A 19843-nucleotide genomic window follows, 5' to 3' on the forward strand; every position below is an offset into this window, starting at 1 on the left:
GTATCTGTTCCCGTTTCGTCACCCGTCGATCTGGGTTAGCATCGCGGAAAAACGCGAAAAGGGGATATCATGCGCCACGCCGCCGCTCTCTTGGTGACCGCTTCTCTCATGCTGGCCGCCGCGCCCGCGCTTGCAGAGCCCGATTATGCCGCCGCAGTGAAGGCGGATTACGACCGCGATCTGGGCAAGCTCTGGGACTGGTTCCACCGCAACCCCGAACTGTCCTTTCGCGAGGTGAAGACCGGCGCGCGCATGGCCGCCGAGCTGCGCGCGGTGCCGGGTATGGTCGTCACCGAGAAGGTCGGCGGGACCGGCGTAGTCGGCGTGTTGAAGAACGGCGCGGGGCCGGTCGTGCTGCTGCGTGCCGACATGGACGGGCTGCCGGTCGAGGAGAAATCGGGGCTCGCCAATGCCTCGACCGTGCGACAGGTGGGCGTGGACGGGGTGGAGGCGCCGGTGATGCACGCCTGCGGCCATGACACGCACATCACCGCGATGGTGGCGACCGCGCGGCGGCTGGCGGCGCTCAAGGATCGCTGGCGGGGCACGGTGGTCTTCATCGTCCAGCCCGCCGAGGAACGCGTCGGCGGGGCCAAGGCGATGGTGGCGGACGGGCTCTATAGCCGCTTCCCCAAGCCCGATTACGCGGTCGCCTTCCATGTCGATGCCGAGCGCGCGGCGGGCACGGTGTCGGCGTCGGAGGGCATCCAGTACAGCTCGTCCGATTCGGTCGACATCACGGTGCCGGGCATCGGCGCGCATGGGGCGAGCCCGCATATGGGCAAGGACCCGGTCTATATGGCCTCGCAACTGGTCGTGGCGCTCCAGGGGCTGATCAGCCGCGAACAACAGCCGCTCAAGCCCGGCGTCATCACGGTCGGCTCCTTCCATGCCGGGTTGAAGCACAACATCATCTCCGACCAGGCCAAGCTCCAGGTGACGGTGCGCGCCAATGACGAGGCGGAGCGGGCGCGGCTGTTGGCGGGCATCAAGCGGGTCGCGCGCGGGGTGGGCGAGATGAACGGCATGCCCGAGGACAAGATGCCGGTCGTGACCGTGACCGAGGGGACGCCGACCACGATCAACGACGCCGCGCTCGCCAAAAGGCTGAACGCGGTGATGGCGGCGACCTTCGGGGCCGATCATGTCACGCCGTTCGAGCAGAAGGGGATGGGGGCGGAGGACTTCGCCTATCTGGTCCAGCCGGACAGCGGGGTGCGCGGCTATTATCTGTCGGTCGGCGGCACCCCCGCTGCGGCGCTGGCGGCGGCGAAGGCGGGCGGGCCGGCCATCGCGTCGCACCATTCGCCCCAGTTCAGGATTGCGCCCGAGCCCTCGATCGTGACCGGCGCGGTGGCGACGACGGCGGCGATCCTCGATCTGTTGAAGCCGGGGGCGATGGCGTCGCTCTGACCCGTCGGCGTGGAACAGGGCGGTCGTCGCGCGGCCGCCCGCCCGAATCGCGACGCTGCGGCGCGATCAGCGATGGCGGTGTGCGACGCGGGCCTGCCACAGCATCAGCAGCGGGACGACGCCCAGTTCCATCGCCAGCCCCAGCCGATGGCCGGTCGAGGGCGCGCCGACCATCGCCCAGGACAGCGCCCGCGCCATGCCGCCCGCGATCACCAGTGCGCCCAGCAGGCGGAAGCGTGCGCCCTTGCGCTCGATCGCGGGCACGCAGGTGACGAAGGCGAGCCCCAGGCCCAGGAAGATGCCCGAGACATAGCGGAACTGGCTGTCGAGATCGGCCGGGATCGACGGCGCATGGCCCAGCCAGCCGGGCCCCCTGACGACACTGATCCCCCCGATCGACAGCGGCACCAGACACGCGATCGCAACCACCGCCTGCAGCGCGCGACGCTCGGCGATCAATCCAGTATCTCCTTGCGGACATGGATCGCGCGCAGCGAGATGCGCACCTCGACCATGAAGGCGATCAGGCACAGCGTCAGCAGGCTGACCGACAAGATGAAGGCCAGCGCGATCCAGGTGCCGATATGGAATTTGCCCAGATTGGCGATGAACAGCACCGCGATCACGATGCAGGCCATGACCGCGCTCGACACCGCCAGGAACAGCGCGGCGTTGATGATCGACATGCGCCGGTCGAGCAGCCGCAGCTCCCATTTGTGGCGCAGCAGGTCGGGGCCGTGATCGATCTTGTGGATCATCATCTCCAGCCCGCGCGCCCGGTCGATCACCCGCGCCAGCCGCCCCGCCAGGACGTTCAGCAGCTGTCCGATGGCGGCGAGCAGGAAGACGGGGGCCAGCGACAGCTGGATGGTCTGGGCGATGGTGGCGACGGCGGGAAGGGTAGGCATGTCCGCGAAATGGTGGCGTGTCGTGCGCGGTCGGGCAAGGGGGAAGTGCTGCCCCGCCACGGGGCTGCCCGTCACCAAATTCGCGGAGGAACCTTTCGGGCGATCAGCCCTTGGCCAGCATCTTTTCGGCGCTGGTTTTCACGAACTCGCCGATCGGGCCCGCCATCATCGACAGCATCATCGGGATGGTGACGGTGCCGGTGATCGCACGGTCGGCGACCGCCATATCGGCCTTCACCGTCTGTCCCATCGCGATGATGGTCAGCATTAGCCGGTCGTCGGCGACCCATTCCGAGGAGACCTGTCCGCCGCCGGGAATCTTGGATTCCAGCTTGGGCAGGCCCTGCTCGATCCGGCGGCGCGCCTCGGCATGGCCCAGCTCGTGGGGGATGTCGAAATTGACCGATGCCATGGCGTAAATCCTCTCGTCCCGGTGAACGGGCGGAGTGGCGGCGCTTTACGTCAACGTCAAGCAGCGAGTGGCAAATATTCAGCTTGGAAGGCTGATGCACGGTCAGGGAGAATGGAGCGGGTAACGGGAATCGAACCCGTGTATTCAGCTTGGAAGGCTGCTGCACTACCATTGTGCTATACCCGCTCGGATCCGGCGCCGCTATCGACCCTAGCCGATCGGCGGGGATGGTGGAAGGGACTGGATTCGAACCAGTGTACGCTCACGCGGGCAGATTTACAGTCTGCTGCCTTTAACCACTCGGCCACCCTTCCGGGGTGTCACTCCATCGGAGCGAGGCGCGCCAAATGCCGAAGCAAAGCACGGCTGTCAACGCCGTTTTGCGGGTTTTTTGGCCGGAATGTGCGATCACTCGCTTGCATCGCCCGGGACCGGGACATAGCCTCTGTCCCATATCAGTTACCTGGGGGTTTTCATTTCGATGCGCGTTTCCCTGCTCGCCGCCGTCGCGGCGGCCGCCCTGTTGCCCGTCACCGCCGCCTCCGCCCAGGATCGTGCTGCCGCCAACCGGATCATCGACGAGGGCATGAATCACAGCCAGGCGATGCAGACCGCCCAGCATCTGACCGACGTGATCGGCCCGCGCATGACCAACAGCCCCGCGATGCGCACCGCCGAAGCCTGGACCGCCGGGCAGTTCGCCAAATGGGGGCTGAAGAACGTCCATAAGGAAGGTTTCGCCTTCGGACGCGGCTGGTCGATCGAGCGGGCAAGCGTGCGGATGGTCTCGCCCCGCCCGTTGCAGCTGACCGCGATCCCCATCGCCTGGACCCCCGCCACCAACGGCGCGGTGACCGCCCCGGTGATCGTCGCGCCGATGAAGCGCGAGCGGGACTTCGACAAGTGGCGGGGCCAGCTGCGCGGCAAGATCGTGATGGTGTCGCTCCCCGGCACCGGCGACGAACCCGGTACCGCGCCCTTCCGCCGCCTGTCGGGCGAGGACATCGCCAAGCTCGACCTCTACGTCCAGCCCGAGCATGACCCCGAAAGCGCCGATCGCCGGATGAAGCGGCTGGACTTCGCGCAGAAGCTCGACGCCTTTCTGAAGGCCGAGGGCGCGGTCGCCTATGTCACGCAGAGCTATCGCGACGGCAAGCTGCTCCATGGCGAGGGCTATCTGTTCGGACGCGGCGAGACGCCCGCGGTGCCGGGGATCGAGCTGGCCGCCGAGGATTATCGCCGCCTCGCACGGCTCGCCAAGGTCGGTCCCGCGCCCACCATCGAGGTGCTGAGCGACGTGCGGTACGACGACAGCGACGAGAACGCCTATAACATCATCGCCGAAATTCCCGGCACCGATCCCAAGGCGGGCTATGTGATGGCCGGCGCGCATCTCGACAGCTGGGTCGCGGGCGACGGCGCGGCCGACAATGCGGCGGGCAGCGCGATGGTGATGGAGGCCGCGCGCATCCTGGCCGCGACAGGCCAGCGGCCCCGGCGCACCATCCGCTTCGTGCTCTGGTCGGGCGAGGAGCAGGGCATTCTCGGCTCGATGGCCTATGTCGAGCAGCATCTGGCGACGCGCGGGCGGCCGGGCGATGCGCCGCAGACGGGCCTGAAGCGCTATTATGGCTGGACCAATCGCTGGCCGATCACGCCCAAGCCGGGTTACGGTGATCTGGCGGCCTATTTCAACATCGACAATGGCTCGGGCAAGCTGCGCGGGCTCTATGCCGAGAACAATCCGGCGGCGGTGCCGATGCTGAAGGAATGGCTGTCGCCCTATGCCTCGATGGGGGCGGGCAATGTCGTCCAGCGGACGACGGGGGGCACCGACCATGTCTTCATGCAGGCGGTCGGCGTACAGGGTTTCCAGTTCATCCAGGACCCGCTGGACTATGGCAGCCGCATCCATCACAGCTCGGCCGATACCTTCGATCATTTGAAGGGGGAGGACATGCGCCAGGCCTCGGTCGTGCTCGCGGGGGTCTTGCTCGCGGCGGCGAATGCGGACAAGGCGTTGCCGCGTCCGCCGGTGCCGACCGAACCGGCATCGACCAACCCCTTTGCATATACGGATACCGACGACTGATGGCACGCCGAGGACATCGCCCCAGCCAGGCTTCTTCCAACCGCCCGCGCTTCTGGGGGCGGCATGCGGTGACGGCGGCGCTCGCCAACCCCAACCGCACCGTGCGCAAGATCTGGGGCACGCGCGAGGCGCTGGCCGCGCTCGACCTGCCGCCGGTGGTGCCGATCACCTATGCCGATGTGGCCGATCTGGGCCGCCTGGTCCCCGCCGACGCGCCGCACCAGGGCCTGGTGGCGGAAGTCGATCCGCTGGAGGATATGTGGCTGGGCGATCTGCTTCACGAGGGGCAGGACGACCGGCGGCCGCTGGTCGTGCTCGACCAGGTGACCGATCCGCACAATGTCGGCGCGATCCTGCGCTCGGCCGCCGCGTTCGACGCGCTGGGGATCGTGACCCAGGACCGGCACGCGCCGCCCGAATCGGGCACGGTCGCGCGTTCGGCCAGCGGGGCGCTGGAGACGGTGCCTTGGATCCGCGTCGTCAACCTCGCTCGCGCGCTGGAGGAGATCGCGGAGGCGGGCTTCTGGCGGATCGGCCTGACCGGCCATGCGAACCAGACGCTGGCCGAGGCGATGGGCACGCAGCGCATCTGCATCGTGCTGGGCGCCGAGGGCGAGGGGATGCGCCAGAATACCGAGGCGCATTGCGACGAACTCGCCAAGCTGCCGATCAGCCCGAAGGTGGAAAGCCTGAACGTCTCCAACGCGGCGGCGATCGCCCTTTACGCGGTGGCGGCGCGGTGATGTCTTGGGGCGGCGGGTCTGGTCCTGCCGCCTTTTTTGCGCGCGGAGCGGATCGTTGTCGACGGCGGAGCGTGGCCTTCGACTGCGCTCAGGCTGAACGGATGTTGGTATGGGTGGCTATGATCCCCAAACTCCGTTCAGCCTGAGCGCAGTCGAAGGCCACGGGTTTCACGCGGAGGCGCGGAGATGTCCGGCTCCGGGTGATCGAAGCCCGCCATCACGACCGGCAGACTTTGCGACGGCCTGAGGGGATGGAATGGCCTCGCGGCCAAACCCATCATCTCCGCGCCTCCGCGTCTCCGCGCGAAACAAAAAAGGCGGGGCCGAAACCCCGCCCTCGACGTTCACGCGCGATGCGCCGTCAGTCCTCCGCCGCGATCCGCACCCGCATCCCGTCCTGCGCCGCGCCGAAGGGCAGCTGGCACGACAGCCGCGAGCTGGCGTCGCGCTCGCTGGTCGAATCGAGCAGATCGTCCTCGTCCGGCCCGATCGCGGGCAGCGTGCCGGCGAATTCGGGATCGACATGGACATGGCAGGTCGCGCACGAGCAGCACCCGCCGCACAGCGCCAGCAATTCGTCGACGCCTGCATCGCGGATGACTTCCATCACCGACAGACCGGCCTCGCCGTCGATTTCGCGTTCTTCCCCGTCGCGGGTCACGACGATAAGCTTGGGCATGTCCATTCTCCTTGTCGCCCCTGTTGTTGGCAGTGCCTCTGCCGGGCCTGAACGCGCGGATCAAGCATCATGGGGCTGAGCGCCGAACAGATTCGCGAAAGTCTCGACGCGCTGGCCGCCGCCGAGCCCGCCATCGCCGCGGCCGTGGCGCGCATCGGCTACCCCGAGCCGCGTATCCGCGCGCGCGGCTATGCCACGCTGGTCCGCACCATATTGGGCCAGCAGGTCTCGGTCGCCTCGGCGGATGCGCATTGGCGGCGGCTGCACGAATTGCTGGGCGATGCGACCGATCCGACCCGGATGCACGGCGTCACCGACGAAGCGCTGCGGGGTGCGGGCATCTCGCGCCAGAAGGCGGGCTATCTGCGCAGCCTGGCCGAAGAGGTGACGAGCGGCCGCCTCGATCTGGCCAATCTGCCCGAGGATGACGAAGAGGCGATCGCGCAACTGGTCGCGGTGAAGGGCATCGGTCGCTGGTCGGCGGAGGTCTATCTGCTGTTCGCCGAGGGGCGGACCGATATCTGGCCCGCCGGGGATCTGGCGGTGCAGATCGAGATGGGCCGGATCCTGGGCCACGACACGCGGCCCTCGGAAAAGCAGGTGCGTGCTCTGGCGGAGGCGTTTCGCCCCCATCGCAGCGCGCTGGCGATCTTCACCTGGCATCATTACGGCGCGGGCGCCGATGCGGCCCCGGTCTGAGGAAAAGGCGGGCCGACGGCATGCCCGGAATGAGCAGTCGTTGAACCGCCGAAACAACATATCTTAAGTTTTGATTGGTATCAGGAGAGAGGGTGAGGAGCGAATCTCTTGAATATCAAAGAAAAGTGCCGAGCGGGCGGCCTGTCCATAATGGCCATGCTGGTCGTGGGCGGGGTGTGACCGGGTTCGAGATCGACCGCATCCGGATCGGTGGCCCCCTGGCCGACGCCAATCAGGAGATCAGCGATCTCCAGGCGGATATCCTGCCGCCACCTGCCTATATCATCGAGCCCTATCTGGAGGCGACGCTGCTCGTCCAGCATCCGGAAACGCTGCCCCGGCGCCGGGCCGCGCTGGCCATGCTGGAGAAGGATTTCCGGGCGAGCATCGCGCGCTGGCAGCAGTCGGCGATCGGCGATGGGCTGAAGCCGCTGCTCGTCGACCAGGCGGCGCGTCACGCCGACCGCTTCTGGACCGAACTGGACGATGTGACGATCCCCGCCATCCAGCGCGGCGACCGCGCCGCGGCCGAGGCGAGCTATGCCCGGCTGACCCAGGCCTATGCCGCGCATCGCCGCGACATCGACACGCTGGTCGCGTCCGTCACCCGGGCACAGGGGCGCGTGACCGATGCCAGCCTGACGTCGCTGCACAGCACGATCGCGATCCTGGTGGCGCTGGGCCTGGTCATCGCCGCGCTGCTGGCGGGCGGGCTGGTCTATCTCATGCGCCGCGTGCTGGGGCCGGTCGGGGCGACCGCCGATGCGATGCGCCGGATGGCGGGCGGCGACCTAGCGCTGGCGCTCGACGGGGGCGAGCGCACCGACGAGATTGGCACCATGGTCTCGGCGGTCGAGGTCTTCCGCGTCGCCGCGCAGGCGCAACGGACCAACGCCGACAAGCAGGAAATTGTGGTGCGCGAACTGGCCTGCGCGCTCGACCAGCTGGGCGAAGGCAATATGACGCACCGGATCGGGAACACGCTGCCGGTGGAATATCGCGGGCTGGCCCTGTCCTTCGACGCGACGATGGAGCGGCTGACCCAGACGCTGTCGCGCGTCGCGGCGGCGGCGGGTCATGTCAGGACGGGGGCGACGGAGGTCCGCTCGGCGTCCGACGACCTGTCGCAGCGTACCGAGCAGCAGGCGGCCAGCCTGGAGGAGACGGCGGCGGCGATGGACGAGATCACCACCGGGGTCCGCGAGACGGCCGGGGGTGCGACGCGCGTCAACGCGGCCGTCACCGCCGCGCACCGCGACACGCAGGAATCGGGCAAGGTCGTCCGCCGCGCGGTCGATGCCATGGGGGCGATCGAACGTTCCTCGGGTGAGATTTCCGAGATCATCACGGTCATCGACGGCATCGCGTTCCAGACGAACCTGCTGGCGTTGAACGCCGGGGTGGAGGCGGCGCGCGCGGGCGATGCGGGCAAGGGCTTTGCCGTCGTCGCCAGCGAGGTGCGCGCGCTCGCCCAGCGTTCGGCCGACGCGGCCAAGGATGTGAAGGAACGTATCCAGACCTCGTCGTCGCAGATCGGCATGGGTGTCGGGCTGGTCAGCGAGGCGGGGCGCGCGCTGGAGGCGATTTCGGTACGGATCGAGGAGATTGCCGGGCTCGTCGCCGAGATCGCGACCTCGGCACAGCGCCAGGCGACCGGGTTGCAACAGGTGAATCTCGCGGTCGCCGACATGGACGGATCGACCCAGCAAAATGCCGCCATGGTCGAACAGGCCCATGCCGCCGCGCGTCATCTGGCGGCAGAGGCCGAGGGGCTGGCGCACGAGGTGGCGCAGTTCCGGCTGACGCGCGGGGACGGACCGGCGGTCCGGGCGCCCGCCGCCGCGGCGCGCCCGGTACTGGCGCTGGCGCGGGCCGGCTGACGGGGCGCGGGTTCGTGGGGACTGGCATCGCCGCGCATGCGCCCTTAAGTCCTGTGGCATGTTGACCCCCGAACAGGCCCGCGACCGGGCCGCCGATATCGTCGCCCGCGCCCGTGCCGCCGGAGCCGATGCCGCCGACGCCATCTTCGCCGCCGATGCCGCGCTGGAGGTGTCGGTACGGCTGGGCGCGCTGGAGGATGTCGGCCGGTCGGAAAGCGAGGAGCTGGGGCTGCGCGTGTTCGTCGGGCGGCGTTCGGCCAGCGTCTCGACCTCGGACCTGTCGGGTGACGCGATGGACCGCGCGGTCGAACGCGCGGTCGCGATGGCGCGCGAGGCGCCGGAGGATCGCTGGGCGGGCCTGGCGCCCGAGGAGCGGCTGCTGCACGGTGCGCCGCCAATGCTCGACCTGGACGATGGCGGCGAGGTCGCGCCCGAGGCGCTGCGCGCCGCCGCGCTCGCCGCCGAGGAGGCCGCGCGCGCGGTGCCGGGCGTGACCAATTCCGAAGGCGGCGGGGCGTCCGCCTCGCGCATCGTCACCGCGCTGGCCACCAGCCATGGATTCGCGGCGGGCTATGCCGCCACCGGCTATGGCCTGTCGGTCAGCGTCGTGGCGGGCGAGGGCGCGGGCATGCAGCGCGATTATGCGCATCATGGCGCGCGCCTGCGTCGCCTGCTCGAAAGCCCCGAGGCGATCGGCACGCGCGCGGGCGAGCGGACCGTGGCGCGGTTGAACCCCGGCAAGCTGGCGAGCGGTGCGATGCCGGTGGTGTTCGATCCGCGCGTCGGATCGTCGCTGGTCGGGCATCTCGTCTCGGCGATCGCGGGGGCGGCGATCACGCGGCGGACCAGCTTCCTGCTCGACCGGCTGGGCGAGCGGGTGATGGCCGAGGGCATCCGTATCGAGGACGATCCGCATCGCCCGCACGGCCTGCGCTCGCGCCCCTTCGATGGCGAGGGGCTGGCGGTGTCGCCGACCGCGATCGTCGAGGACGGGGTGCTGGAGACCTGGCTGCTCGATTCCGCCTCGGCGCGGCAGCTGGGGCTGGAGCCGACCGGCCATGCCGCGCGCGGCACGGCGGGGGCGCCGGGCGTTTCGACCAGCAACCTCTATATGGCGGCGGGCCGGGTGCCGGTCGACACGCTGATCGGCGACATCGCCGACGGCGTCTATGTGACCGAGCTGATCGGCAGCGGGGTCAATCCCGTCACCGGCGACTATAGCCGGGGCGCGGCGGGCTTTCGCATCGTCGGCGGGCGGATCGCGGAGCCGGTTGCGGAGTTCACCGTGGCAGGCAATCTGAAGGATATGTTCCTCGCCATGACCCCGGCCCATGATCTGGAGTTCCGCTACGGCGTCAACGTGCCCACGCTGCGCATCGATGGAATGACGGTTGCCGGCGGCTGACCCGATCCCCGCCCGGGACCTGATCCCGGCGGTCGTGGCGGCGGCGCGCGAGGCGGCGGCGATGGCGCTCGCCCGCTGGCGCACCGATTTCCGCCAATGGGAAAAGACCCCCGGCAGCCCGGTGTGCGAGGTCGATCTGGACGTCGACCGGATGCTCCACGCCCGGCTGACCGCGCTGGTCCCCGATGCGGGCTGGCTGTCCGAGGAGACGGCGGACAAGCCCGACCGGCTGGCCGCGCGCCGGGTCTGGGTGGTCGATCCGATTGACGGCACGCGCGACTATATCCGGGGGCGCGAGGGCTGGGCGGTGTCGGTCGCGCTGGTCGAGGACGGGCGGCCGGTGATCGGCGTGCTGGCCGCCCCCGCGCGCGGCGAGCTGTGGCTGGCGCAGGCGGGGCAGGGTGCGACGCGCAACGGGCGCGCGCTGAGTGCGGGCTATTGCCGCCAGATGCCCGGCGCGCGGGTGCCGGTCGATGCGCTGCCCAAGGCGGACCGCGATCTGGTCGCCGTCTTCAAGCCCAACTCGATCGCGCTGCGCATCGCGATGGTCGCCGCCGACGAGGCCGATCTGGTCGCCACGCTGCGCTGGGGCAATGAATGGGACATCGCCGCCGCCGCGCTGATCGCGTCCGAGGCGGGGGCGGGGGTCGCCGATGCGCTGGGCCAGCCGCTGCTCTTCAACAAGCCCGATCCGCGCGCCTTTGGCGTCCTGGTGACGGCGCGGGGGCTTCAGGCTCCGGCGGTCGAACGGCTCGGCCCCCGCGCCCGCGAGGTCATCGTACCCGTCACCGGCTGAGCATCAGCTCGACCCATTCGGGCACCAGCTGCCCCGCCGGCCCAAGGCGGCTTTCGTCGAACCAGCCGCTTCCCTCCGAGCGATCGAGGTTCAGCTCCAGCGTCGCCGCGCCATATTCGCGCGCCATCCGTACGAACCCGGCGGCGGGATAGACCGCGCCCGAGGTGCCGATCGATACGAACAGATCGGCCTCGGCCAGCGCAGCCTCGATCCGGTCCATGTGATAGGGGATTTCGCCGAAGAACACGATGTCGGGGCGAAGCGCGGGCGTGGCGCAGGCGGGGCAGGCGGTACCGGGTGGGAGATCGTCCTGCCAGTCGAACCGCTCCCCGCAGCCCGCGCACAGGGCCCGTTTCAACGCGCCGTGCATATGCAGCAACCGCTTCGCCCCCGCCCGCTCGTGCAGGTCATCGACATTCTGCGTGACGATCAGCAATTCGCCCGGCCATTCGCGGTCGAGCCGCGCCAGCGCCGCATGCGCCGCATTGGGCACGACATCGGCCAGCGCCGCCCGCCGCCGATCATAGAAAAGGTGGACGAGGTCCGGATCGGCGGCGAGCGCCTCGGGCGTGCACACATCCTCGACCCGATGGTATTTCGGAATAAGGTCGTTTTCGTATGCTTCCCAATATGTTGACCCGTTTTGGGTGCGAAAGGTAGGGATGCCGGATTCTGCGGATATGCCCGCGCCTGTCAAAATCACAACGTTGCGCGTGGCTTTTGGCATGGTCTATCTTCGCTTTGGGGGAGAACCGAATGTTAGCCGTGCTTCAAACATATTCTAAAGAAATCGTCACTATTCTAGGCGTGTTTCTGACGTTCGGTTTAAATAGGTTTTTAAAAAGTCGCGCGAAGCTGATTTTTGGGCGGCGTCATGCTTTTATATCGCTTATTGAAGAGCCACTTAAGGACGCCAACGGCAACGTGATTTCTGCTCGCCAAACCCTGCGGACTGAGTCAGTCATGATCCGCAACGATGGAAGAGAGCCTGCTAAAAATATAGAGATCGTTTTCAACTGGAAGCCTCAATCTCTAAACGTTTGGCCCGTAAGGCATTACGAAGAAAGAGACTCTCAAAATAACCGTTGGTCGATAAAGCTTGATAGTCTTGCGTCTGGAGAGGAGCTAAACCTTGAGGTTTTTTCGGTCAACCACGATATCCCAGCGATATTGACGATTAGGTCGGAGGATCAGCTTGCCAGGATGGTTGAGTTCGAGTTAGTTCGCTCATTAAGCTCCCGAGTGAAATCTCTGCTTATTGCGATGATGGTTCTCGGTCTTGCCACTTTATTCTACATGCTGGGTATTCTCGTTCAGTTTCTTTCAGCTTCGCACGGCTGAGCGAATAAGTGTAGGTGGCAAACCGCTCACATGAAAAGACGCTTTTTGAAGTGAGTAAAACAAGGGTTTGAGATTTGCGCGAGCGTGATCGTATTTGATCGCGATGCTCTTCTTGCAAGGTCAAAGCGATTGAAATGCATCAATATTGATCATGAATTCCGGAATGGCAGTCAGCCTCGACCCGGTGCCCCTCCCACAGCTCGCCGGGCCCGCGAAAGGTGGCGATGCCGGACTCGGCCGAGATACCCGCGCCGGTGAGGATGACGATGTTGCGGATGTCGGTCATGCAGCAGGCGCTCCACTATTGTCACCACGGCGAAGTCCACCATCGCGACGGACCATCGATGGTCCAGGCGAATTCGGGGGAAGGGCCGTCGGGCGTCACGGCCGGCAATTCTAATCCGGGGCAGGTCCGACGGCCAACCTTTATGGCCTGGGGATCGTTGAAGCATGGAACGGCCACGCGGTTTCTTCGCGCGCCAACCTGTGTCAAGGAGCGCTCCCATGACGACCTTCTTCCTCTTCTCCGCCGGGATCCCCGCATGACCGCCATCGGTATCTATGGCAGCGCCGGGCGCATGGGCCGCGCCATTGCGGAACTGATCGAGGGCGAGGGCGCCACGCTGGCGGGGGGCTGCGACTCGCATGACGATCCGGCGGCGCTGGCGGCACGGGCCGATGTGCTGGTCGATTTCTCGATCGCGGGCGCGCTCGACGCGCATCTGGCGGCCGCGCGTGCGGCGGGGACGCCGATCGTGATCGGTACCACCGGCCTGTCGCCCGCGCAGCATGCCGCGATCGACGCAGCGGCGGCGGATATCGCGGTGCTCCAGACCGGCAACACCTCGCTCGGCATCACGCTGCTCGCCAATCTCGTGCGCGAGGCGGCGGCGCGGCTGGGCAGCGACTGGGATATCGAGATCACCGAGATGCACCACCGGCACAAGGTCGATGCGCCATCGGGCACCGCGCTCCTTCTGGGCGAAGCGGCGGCGGCGGGGCGGGGGCATCCGCTGTCCGAATTGCGCGTCGATGGCCGTGCCGGGCTGGTGGGCGCGCGGACCGAGGGGACGATCGGGCTGGCGGCCCTGCGCGGTGGCTCGGTGATCGGCGATCATGAGGTGATCTTCGCGGGCGAGGGCGAGCGGGTGACGCTGGGCCATTTCGCGCAGGACCGCAGCATCTTCGCGCGCGGCGCGGTGCGCGCGGCGCTGTGGCTCGCGGGGCAGGCGCCGGGGCGCTATCGCATGGGCGACGTGCTGGGCCTGTAACGGACATGAAGAAGGCGGACGTCGTCGAATTCTACCACCGGCTGGCGGAGGCGAACCCGCATCCCGAGACCGAGCTGGAGTTCCGCAACCCCTATACGCTGGTGGTCGCGGTCGCGCTGTCCGCGCAGGCCACCGATATCGGCGTCAACAAGGCGACCCGCGCCTTGTTCGCCGAGGTCGACACGCCGCAAAAGATGCTCGAACTGGGCGAGGATGGGCTGAAGCAGCACATCAAGACGATCGGCCTGTTCAACACCAAGGCCAAGAACGTCATCGCCCTGTCGCAGATGCTGGTCGACGATTATGGCGGCGAGGTGCCCGAGGATCGCGCCGCGCTGGAGCGGCTGCCCGGCGTGGGGCGCAAGACCGCCAATGTCGTGCTGAACGTGGCCTTCGGGCAGGAGACCTTCGCGGTCGACACGCATATCTTCCGCGTCTGCAACCGCACCGGGCTGGCCAAGGGCAAGACGGTGCTGGCGGTCGAACTCAAGCTGGACAAGGCGACGCCCGCGCCGTTCCGCGTCCATGCCCATCACTGGCTGATTCTGCACGGCCGCTATATCTGCAAGGCCCGGCGACCCGAATGCTGGCGCTGCCCGGTCGAGGACCTGTGCGCCTATCGCCCCAAGACACCCGCCCCTGCGGCCAAATCGGGAAAAGCGCCCGTGGCGGCATAAAAGGGCTGGCGCGTGCGTGCGGGCGATGCTAGTCGGCTCGCCCACGCACCCGTAGCTCAGCTGGATAGAGCGCTGCCCTCCGAAGGCAGAGGCCACAGGTTCGAATCCTGTCGGGTGCGCCATCGAACATTTCGGATTGATCGCCTGACCGGTGCCGCTGCGCGTTGCGCGCGGGGCTGGGCCGCTGAGGCTTTTGCCGTGGGGGTGGTGCGGTGTACGGAACGGGCAAGGGCTCCGTCAGCGAGTCGTCGTGCTCGGGCGTGCCGGGCCATCCGGGATAGAGGCTGCCGCGTGACGATCATCTCCGCCCCTACCGATTATCGGGAGGCCGCGCGCCGGCGGCTGCCGCCGTTCCTGTTCCACTATATCGATGGCGGCGCGAATGCCGAGCATACGCTGCACCGCAATGTCGAGGATTTGGCCGGGATTGAACTGCGCCAGCGTGTCCTGTGCGACGTCGCCGATCTCAGCCTGGAGACCGAGCTGTTCGGCACCCGCATGGCGATGCCGGTGGTCCTGGCGCCCGTCGGGCTGACTGGCATGTATGCCAGGCGCGGCGAGGTGCAGGCGGCGCGGGCGGCCGCCGCCAAGGGCATTCCCTTCACCCTGTCGACCGTCTCGGTCTGCGCGATCCAGGAAGTGCAGGCGGCGTCCGCCGCGCCGATCTGGTTCCAGCTCTATGTGCTCAAGGATCGCGGCTTCATGCGCGACGCGCTGGAGCGGGCGCAGGCGGCGGGGGTGACGACCCTGGTCTTCACGGTGGACATGCCGACGCCCGGTGCACGCTACCGCGATGCGCATTCGGGCATGTCGGGGCCCAATGCCGCGTTTCGCCGGATGGTGCAGGCGGTCACGCATCCGCGCTGGGCCTGGGATGTGGGCTTGCGCGGGCGGCCGCATGACCTGGGCAATATCTCGGCCTATCGCGGCGCGCCGACCGCGCTGGCCGACTATATCGGCTGGCTGGCGGCCAATTTCGATCCGTCGATCGCCTGGCGCGACCTGGAATGGATCCGCGATGTCTGGAAGGGCGCGATCGTCATCAAGGGCATTCTCGACCCGGAGGACGCGCGCGACGCGGTGCGCTTCGGCGCGGACGGGATCGTCGTGTCCAACCATGGCGGGCGGCAGTTGGACGGCGTGCGGTCGAGCGCACGCGCCACGCCCGCCATCGCCGACGCGGTGAAGGGCGAGCTCCGGCTGCTCGCCGATTCGGGCATCCGATCGGGGCTCGACGTGGTGCGGATGCTGGCGCTGGGGGCGGATGCGGTGATGCTGGGCCGCGCCTTCATTTATGCGCTGGCGGCGGACGGGGAGGCCGGGGTTGCCAACCTCCTTCGCCTGATCGACAGCGAGATGCGCGTCGCCATGACCCTGACCGGCGTCCGTTCGGTCGCCGAACTCGACCGGACGGCGCTGGCCGGGCGCATCGCCTAGCGCGGTATCTGTTGCAGCATCTGGATATGCTGCTGCACGATCGGGATGGCGCTTTGCGCGCTGGCCTTCAGCGCGGGCTTGTCGCCATTCGCCGCGAAGCCCTGGTGCAGCGCGAGCGCGGCCTGATGCGCGGGGATCTGCTGCCCGATATAGAGCCGGTCGAAAGCATCGCCCGAAGCGCGGCTCAACTCGCCGATCGAGGCCTGCGCTCCGCCCAGCCGGGGCGGTGTCGGCCTCAGGCCGTCCTGCCGCGCCGCCTGCACGGTGGCGGCGGTCGTCTGCTGGTGATGGTCGATCATCATCTGCGCGAATCGCCGGACATCGGCATTGCGCGACTTTTGCAGCGCGAGCTTGCTGGAGGTGATCTCGTACAGATCGCTCATGCCCGCCGCCTTCACATAATCGGGGGCCTTCGCCGTGGCGGCGGCAGGGGGCGGGGGCGGCGGGGTCTGCGCCATGGCGGGAGTGGGGGCGGCGGCGATGCCGAGCGCGAGGCAAAGGGCGGGTGCGATGCGGAGGGCCTTGGGCATGATGATCTCCCGTGCAATGGATGTGGGATCGCAACCGGCCGATCACCGCGCTGTTCCGGATAAATATCTGAAATATAATGCGGATCAGTCACTTGGGCGATATGGGAGGGGCGCGTCCACCCGGAAAAGGCACGGCGCTGCGATATTAGGGCATGACACCGCCGCCTGCCGTCTGTTAGCCCTGTCGCCATGCCCGTTTCGGCCGCCGCATCCGCCCGCGAGATCCTCGTCCGCCTCCACGACGTGATGGCGTCGCGCGCACCCGCCCAAGCCAAGCTGAACCAGGTGGTCCAGATCATCGGCGAGGCGATCGGCAGCGAGGTGTGCTCCATCTATCTGCTACGTGAGGGCGTGCTGGAGCTGTTCGCGACGCGCGGGCTGGCCGAGGAGGCGGTCCACGTCACCAAGCTGGCGCTGGGTGAGGGGCTGGTCGGCACGATCGCCGAGGATGTCGAGGTGCTGAACCTGGACGAAGCCGCCAGCCATCCCGATTTCGCCTATAAGCCCGAGACGGGCGAGGACCGGTTCCACAGCTTTGCGGGCGTGCCGATCATCCGGCGCGAGCGGGCGGTGGGCGTGCTGGCGGTCCAGCATAGCGAGCCGCGCAAATATGCCGATGTCGAGATCGAGGCGCTGCAGACCGTCGCAATGGTCCTGTCCGAACTGATCGCCAATGCCGGGCTGATCGACGCGACGGGCGCGGCGGGGGCGCGGCCGCAGATGACCGCGTCGGTCCGGCTGGGCGGGCAGAAGCTGGTCGATGGCATGGGCAGCGGCTTTGCCGTCTATCACCAGCCGCGCATCGTCATCGAACATACGGTCGCCGAGGATATCGATGCCGAGCGCCGCCGGGTCTATGCCGCGTTCGACAAGATGCGCGAACAGATCGACCGCATGGCGCGCGAGGCCGAGTTCGGCGTGGCGGGCGAGCATGTCGAGGTCATCGAGACCTATAAGATGTTCGCCTATGACGAAGGCTGGGCGCGCCGGATCAATGAGGCGATCGACAGCGGCCTGACCGCCGAGGCCGCGATCGAGCGGGTGCAGCAGCGCACGCGCCAGCGGATGCGCCAGATCGACGATCCGCTGCTCGCCGACCGGATGCACGATCTGGAGGACCTGTCCAACCGGCTGTTGCGCATCGTGTCGGGCCAGATGGGCACGGCGGCGCAGCTGGGCCTGCGCCAGGACACGATCCTGATCGCGCGCAACCTGGGCCCGGCCGAGCTGCTGGAATATGACCGGCGGCGGCTGAAGGGCGTGATCCTGGAGGAAGGGTCGCTGACCGCGCATGTCATCATCGTGGCGCGCGCGATGGGCGTGCCCGTGCTGGGCCGGGTCAGCGACGTGCGGCGCCAGATCGCGGAGGGCGATCAGTTGCTCCTCGACGTGACCGAGGGCAGCGTGCTGGTCCGTCCGACCTCGGCGATGGAGGAGGCGTTCGAGGCCAAGCTGGCGCTGCGCCAAAAGCGGCGAGCGGCGTTCGCGGCCCTGCGCGACGTGCCGCCGGTGACGAAGGACGGACACCGCGTCACGCTGATGGTCAATGCCGGGCTTCGCGACGATGCCGCCGCGCTCGACACCACGGGGGCGGACGGGATCGGGCTGTTCCGCACCGAATTCCAGTTCCTCGTCTCCGCCACCCTGCCGCAGCGCGAGCGGCAGCAGCGTCTGTACCGCGACGTGATGGAGGCGGCGGGCGACCGGCCGGTCGTGTTCCGCACCATCGACATCGGCGGCGACAAGGCGCTGCCCTATCTGAACACGCCCGCCGGGGACGAGGAGAATCCGGCAATGGGCTGGCGCGCACTGCGCCTGGCGCTGGAGCGCGACGGGCTGATGAAGGCGCAGGCGCGCGCGTTGATCGAGGCGGGGGCGGGGCGCACCCTCCACGTCATGTTCCCGATGGTGTCGGAGGCGTGGGAATTCGACGAGGCCAAGGCGCTGTTCGAGGCGCAGCGCGCCTGGCTGGGCGCGCGCGGACGCCGCCTGCCGATCGAGGTGCGCTACGGCGCGATGCTGGAGGTGCCCGCGCTGGCCGAACAGCTCGACCTGATCCTGCCCAATGTCGATTTCCTGTCGATCGGCACCAACGACCTGACCCAGTTCCTGTTCGCCGCCGACCGGGCCAACCCGAAGCTGGCCGAGCGCTATGACTGGCTCAGCCCCTCGATCCTGCGCTTCCTGCGCCGGGTGGTCGAGCCCGCGCGCGCGGCGGGGGTGCGCGTCGGCGTGTGCGGCGAGATGGGCGGGCGTCCGCTGGAGGCGATGGCGCTGATCGGGCTGGGGCTCGACCGGTTGTCGATCACCCCGGCGGCGGTTGGGCCGGTCAAGGCGATGATCCGCTCGCTCGACCGCGCCGCGATCACCGCCGAGATGGCGCGGCTGCTCGCCAATCCGGTCCGCGACATGCGCGGGGCGCTTGGTGCCTGGGCTGCGACGAATGGTGTGGAATTGGCCTGACGCGGGGCGGGGCTCCGCGTTGACTTGATCCCAGCCGTCTGAAAGAACGACCGCGATCATGGGGTGGGCCATGGTCACTTCGGAGTTGAGAATGGACGAGGTCAATCCCGGCCACGATGCCGCACCGGCGGCACCTGCCCGCGCCGGTGACGTCCTGCGCACGGCGCGCGAGGCGCAGGGGCTTTCGCTCGGCGATATCGGTGCGCGGACGCGTATCCCCAGCCGCCATCTCGCGGCGATCGAGGCATCCGATTATCAGAGCCTGCCATCGGCCACCTATGCGGTCGGCTTCGCCAAGGCCTATGCCCGTGCCGTGGGCGCGGACGAGGTGGCGATCGCGCAGGCGGTGCGCGCCGATGTCGACCGGCTGGGCCGCCGCATCACCGAATATGTGCCCCAGGATATCGCCGATCCCGCCCGCGTGCCGTCGCGCGGGCTGGCGATCCTCGGCGTCGGGCTGGCACTGGCGCTGCTGATCATCGCCGGGCTGTGGTATGGCACCGACCTGTTCCGCCGCGACCACACCGCGCAGGAGGTGCCCGCCGCGACCCCGCTCGCCAACGCGAACGCCGCCGCCCCGGCCCCGACGCCCGCGCCCAGCCCGACCCCGGTGACGGGCGGCAAGGTCGTGCTGACCGCCAAGGGCGATGTCTGGCTGCGCGTCTATGACGCCAACAACGTCACGCTGAAGATGGGCACGCTGAAGCCCGGCGAGCAATATGAAGTGCCCGCCAATGCGCAGGGGCCGCTGTTGAATGTCGGCCGTCCCGACAAGCTGGCGGTGACGCTGAACGGCGCGGCCATCCCGCCGCTGGGCGACGGTTCGCGCGCGATCAAGGACGTGCGGCTCGACCCCGCCTCGATCGCGGCGCGTATGTCCGGCGCGCCCCAGCCCGCCGCCAGCGCCTCGCCGACCCCTGTCGCCGCGCTGCGCGTGCGCGAGGAGCGGCGGCGCCCGACGACGACCGGCAATGATGCAGGGGTGGCGGCACCGCCCGCCCCCGCGCCGTCGCCGACGCCCGCCGCCACGGCACCGGCGGATCTTTAAGGCTGGAGACAGCCGGGACGGGGCATAGGGTGCCGCGTCCGTTCAACAA

Annotated in this window: 19 protein-coding genes, 3 tRNA genes and 1 pseudogene; 14 read left to right on the forward strand and 9 right to left on the reverse strand. The window is 68.4% G+C overall.

Features of this window, described 5'->3' with window-relative positions; translation table 11 throughout:
* Positions 1-69: 69 nt before the first annotated feature.
* Entirely contained in the window at positions 70-1413 is a 1344-nt protein-coding gene (locus QE360_RS09320; RefSeq protein WP_309701008.1) for an amidohydrolase, read from the forward strand.
* A gap of 66 nt (positions 1414-1479) precedes the next feature.
* Here QE360_RS09320 and QE360_RS09325 read toward each other — a convergent pair whose 3' ends face one another.
* The 5 genes from QE360_RS09325 to QE360_RS09345 all read right to left on the reverse strand — a co-directional run bounded on the left by QE360_RS09325 (position 1480) and on the right by QE360_RS09345 (position 3047).
* The gene (locus QE360_RS09325) at positions 1480-1872 is read right to left on the reverse strand and encodes a DUF4345 domain-containing protein (RefSeq protein WP_309701010.1); all 393 of its coding nucleotides are present in this window, start codon (positions 1870-1872) and stop codon (positions 1480-1482) included.
* Positions 1869-2321 carry a DUF2721 domain-containing protein gene (locus QE360_RS09330; protein WP_307100671.1) on the reverse strand — a complete coding sequence of 151 codons (453 nt, stop codon included), beginning with the start codon at positions 2319-2321 and terminating at the stop codon, positions 1869-1871. The genes QE360_RS09325 and QE360_RS09330 overlap by 4 nt, the downstream gene beginning before the upstream one ends.
* A gap of 103 nt (positions 2322-2424) precedes the next feature.
* Entirely contained in the window at positions 2425-2733 is a 309-nt protein-coding gene (locus QE360_RS09335; RefSeq protein WP_309701012.1) for a polyhydroxyalkanoic acid system family protein, read from the reverse strand.
* Between the two features lie 112 nt (positions 2734-2845).
* Positions 2846-2919 (reverse strand) — tRNA-Gly (locus tag QE360_RS09340).
* A gap of 42 nt (positions 2920-2961) precedes the next feature.
* Positions 2962-3047, reverse strand: a tRNA-Tyr gene (locus QE360_RS09345).
* 167 nt (positions 3048-3214) lie between these two features.
* On the opposite strand from QE360_RS09345, the gene QE360_RS09350 reads away from it, so the two are divergent.
* Together QE360_RS09350 and rlmB are read left to right on the forward strand one after the other, a co-directional pair.
* Positions 3215-4825 (forward strand): M20/M25/M40 family metallo-hydrolase, encoded by a 1611-nt coding sequence (locus QE360_RS09350; protein ID WP_309701014.1) that lies wholly within the window; start codon positions 3215-3217, stop codon positions 4823-4825.
* Entirely contained in the window at positions 4825-5568 is a 744-nt protein-coding gene (rlmB, locus tag QE360_RS09355; protein ID WP_307100665.1) for a 23S rRNA (guanosine(2251)-2'-O)-methyltransferase RlmB, read from the forward strand. The genes QE360_RS09350 and rlmB overlap by 1 nt, the downstream gene beginning before the upstream one ends.
* A 361-nt stretch (positions 5569-5929) precedes the next feature.
* Here rlmB and QE360_RS09360 read toward each other — a convergent pair whose 3' ends face one another.
* The gene (locus QE360_RS09360) at positions 5930-6247 is read right to left on the reverse strand and encodes a 2Fe-2S iron-sulfur cluster-binding protein (RefSeq protein WP_309701017.1); all 318 of its coding nucleotides are present in this window, start codon (positions 6245-6247) and stop codon (positions 5930-5932) included.
* 69 nt (positions 6248-6316) lie between these two features.
* Here QE360_RS09360 and QE360_RS09365 point away from each other — a divergent pair, with 69 nt between their 5' ends.
* The 4 genes from QE360_RS09365 (at position 6317) to QE360_RS09380 (ending at position 11027) form a co-directional block, all read left to right on the forward strand.
* Positions 6317-6946, forward strand: a complete 630-nt coding sequence (locus tag QE360_RS09365) for a DNA-3-methyladenine glycosylase (protein ID WP_307100661.1) — start codon at positions 6317-6319, stop codon at positions 6944-6946.
* 176 nt (positions 6947-7122) lie between these two features.
* Positions 7123-8826 (forward strand): methyl-accepting chemotaxis protein, encoded by a 1704-nt coding sequence (locus tag QE360_RS09370; RefSeq protein ID WP_309701020.1) that lies wholly within the window; start codon positions 7123-7125, stop codon positions 8824-8826.
* Between the two features lie 58 nt (positions 8827-8884).
* The gene (locus tag QE360_RS09375) at positions 8885-10231 is read left to right on the forward strand and encodes a metallopeptidase TldD-related protein (RefSeq protein ID WP_309701022.1); all 1347 of its coding nucleotides are present in this window, start codon (positions 8885-8887) and stop codon (positions 10229-10231) included.
* Positions 10218-11027 carry a 3'(2'),5'-bisphosphate nucleotidase CysQ gene (locus tag QE360_RS09380; protein WP_309701025.1) on the forward strand — a complete coding sequence of 270 codons (810 nt, stop codon included), beginning with the start codon at positions 10218-10220 and terminating at the stop codon, positions 11025-11027. The genes QE360_RS09375 and QE360_RS09380 overlap by 14 nt, the downstream gene beginning before the upstream one ends.
* On the opposite strand, the gene QE360_RS09385 is transcribed toward QE360_RS09380, so the two are convergent.
* Positions 11017-11754 carry an NAD-dependent deacylase gene (locus tag QE360_RS09385; protein ID WP_309701027.1) on the reverse strand — a complete coding sequence of 246 codons (738 nt, stop codon included), beginning with the start codon at positions 11752-11754 and terminating at the stop codon, positions 11017-11019. The two genes, QE360_RS09380 and QE360_RS09385, sit on opposite strands and share 11 nt — an antisense overlap.
* Before the next feature lie 29 nt (positions 11755-11783).
* On the opposite strand from QE360_RS09385, the gene QE360_RS09390 reads away from it, so the two are divergent.
* Positions 11784-12368 (forward strand): hypothetical protein, encoded by a 585-nt coding sequence (locus QE360_RS09390; protein WP_309701029.1) that lies wholly within the window; start codon positions 11784-11786, stop codon positions 12366-12368.
* Between the two features lie 166 nt (positions 12369-12534).
* On the opposite strand, the pseudogene QE360_RS09395 reads toward QE360_RS09390, so the two are convergent.
* Positions 12535-12654, reverse strand: a pseudogene (locus QE360_RS09395) (NAD-dependent protein deacylase); the annotation flags it as partial.
* Between the two features lie 256 nt (positions 12655-12910).
* Between QE360_RS09395 and dapB the strand changes: the two are divergent.
* The 4 genes from dapB (at position 12911) to lldD (ending at position 15753) form a co-directional block, all read left to right on the forward strand.
* Positions 12911-13639 (forward strand): 4-hydroxy-tetrahydrodipicolinate reductase, encoded by a 729-nt coding sequence (dapB, locus tag QE360_RS09400; RefSeq protein WP_309701031.1) that lies wholly within the window; start codon positions 12911-12913, stop codon positions 13637-13639.
* 5 nt (positions 13640-13644) lie between these two features.
* Positions 13645-14316: an endonuclease III gene (nth, locus tag QE360_RS09405; RefSeq protein WP_309697255.1), complete on the forward strand. Its 672-nt coding sequence runs from the start codon at positions 13645-13647 to the stop codon at positions 14314-14316.
* 45 nt (positions 14317-14361) lie between these two features.
* Positions 14362-14438 (forward strand) — tRNA-Arg (locus tag QE360_RS09410).
* 169 nt (positions 14439-14607) lie between these two features.
* Entirely contained in the window at positions 14608-15753 is a 1146-nt protein-coding gene (gene lldD / locus QE360_RS09415) for an FMN-dependent L-lactate dehydrogenase LldD (RefSeq protein WP_309701033.1), read from the forward strand.
* Here the strand turns inward: lldD and QE360_RS09420 are convergent.
* Positions 15750-16283, reverse strand: coding sequence for a DUF4142 domain-containing protein (locus tag QE360_RS09420; RefSeq protein ID WP_309701035.1), 534 nt, complete (start codon positions 16281-16283; stop codon positions 15750-15752). The two genes, lldD and QE360_RS09420, sit on opposite strands and share 4 nt — an antisense overlap.
* Positions 16284-16472: 189 nt before the next feature.
* Here QE360_RS09420 and ptsP point away from each other — a divergent pair, with 189 nt between their 5' ends.
* Both ptsP and QE360_RS09430 read left to right on the forward strand, forming a co-directional pair.
* The gene (ptsP, locus tag QE360_RS09425; RefSeq protein WP_309701038.1) at positions 16473-18746 is read left to right on the forward strand and encodes a phosphoenolpyruvate--protein phosphotransferase; all 2274 of its coding nucleotides are present in this window, start codon (positions 16473-16475) and stop codon (positions 18744-18746) included.
* Between the two features lie 91 nt (positions 18747-18837).
* Positions 18838-19794 (forward strand): helix-turn-helix domain-containing protein, encoded by a 957-nt coding sequence (locus QE360_RS09430; protein ID WP_309701040.1) that lies wholly within the window; start codon positions 18838-18840, stop codon positions 19792-19794.
* Positions 19795-19843 lie beyond the last annotated feature (49 nt).

The sequence above is a fragment of the Sphingomonas sp. SORGH_AS_0789 genome (assembly GCF_031453055.1).
In the GTDB taxonomy this organism is placed as follows: Bacteria; Pseudomonadota; Alphaproteobacteria; order Sphingomonadales; family Sphingomonadaceae; genus Sphingomonas.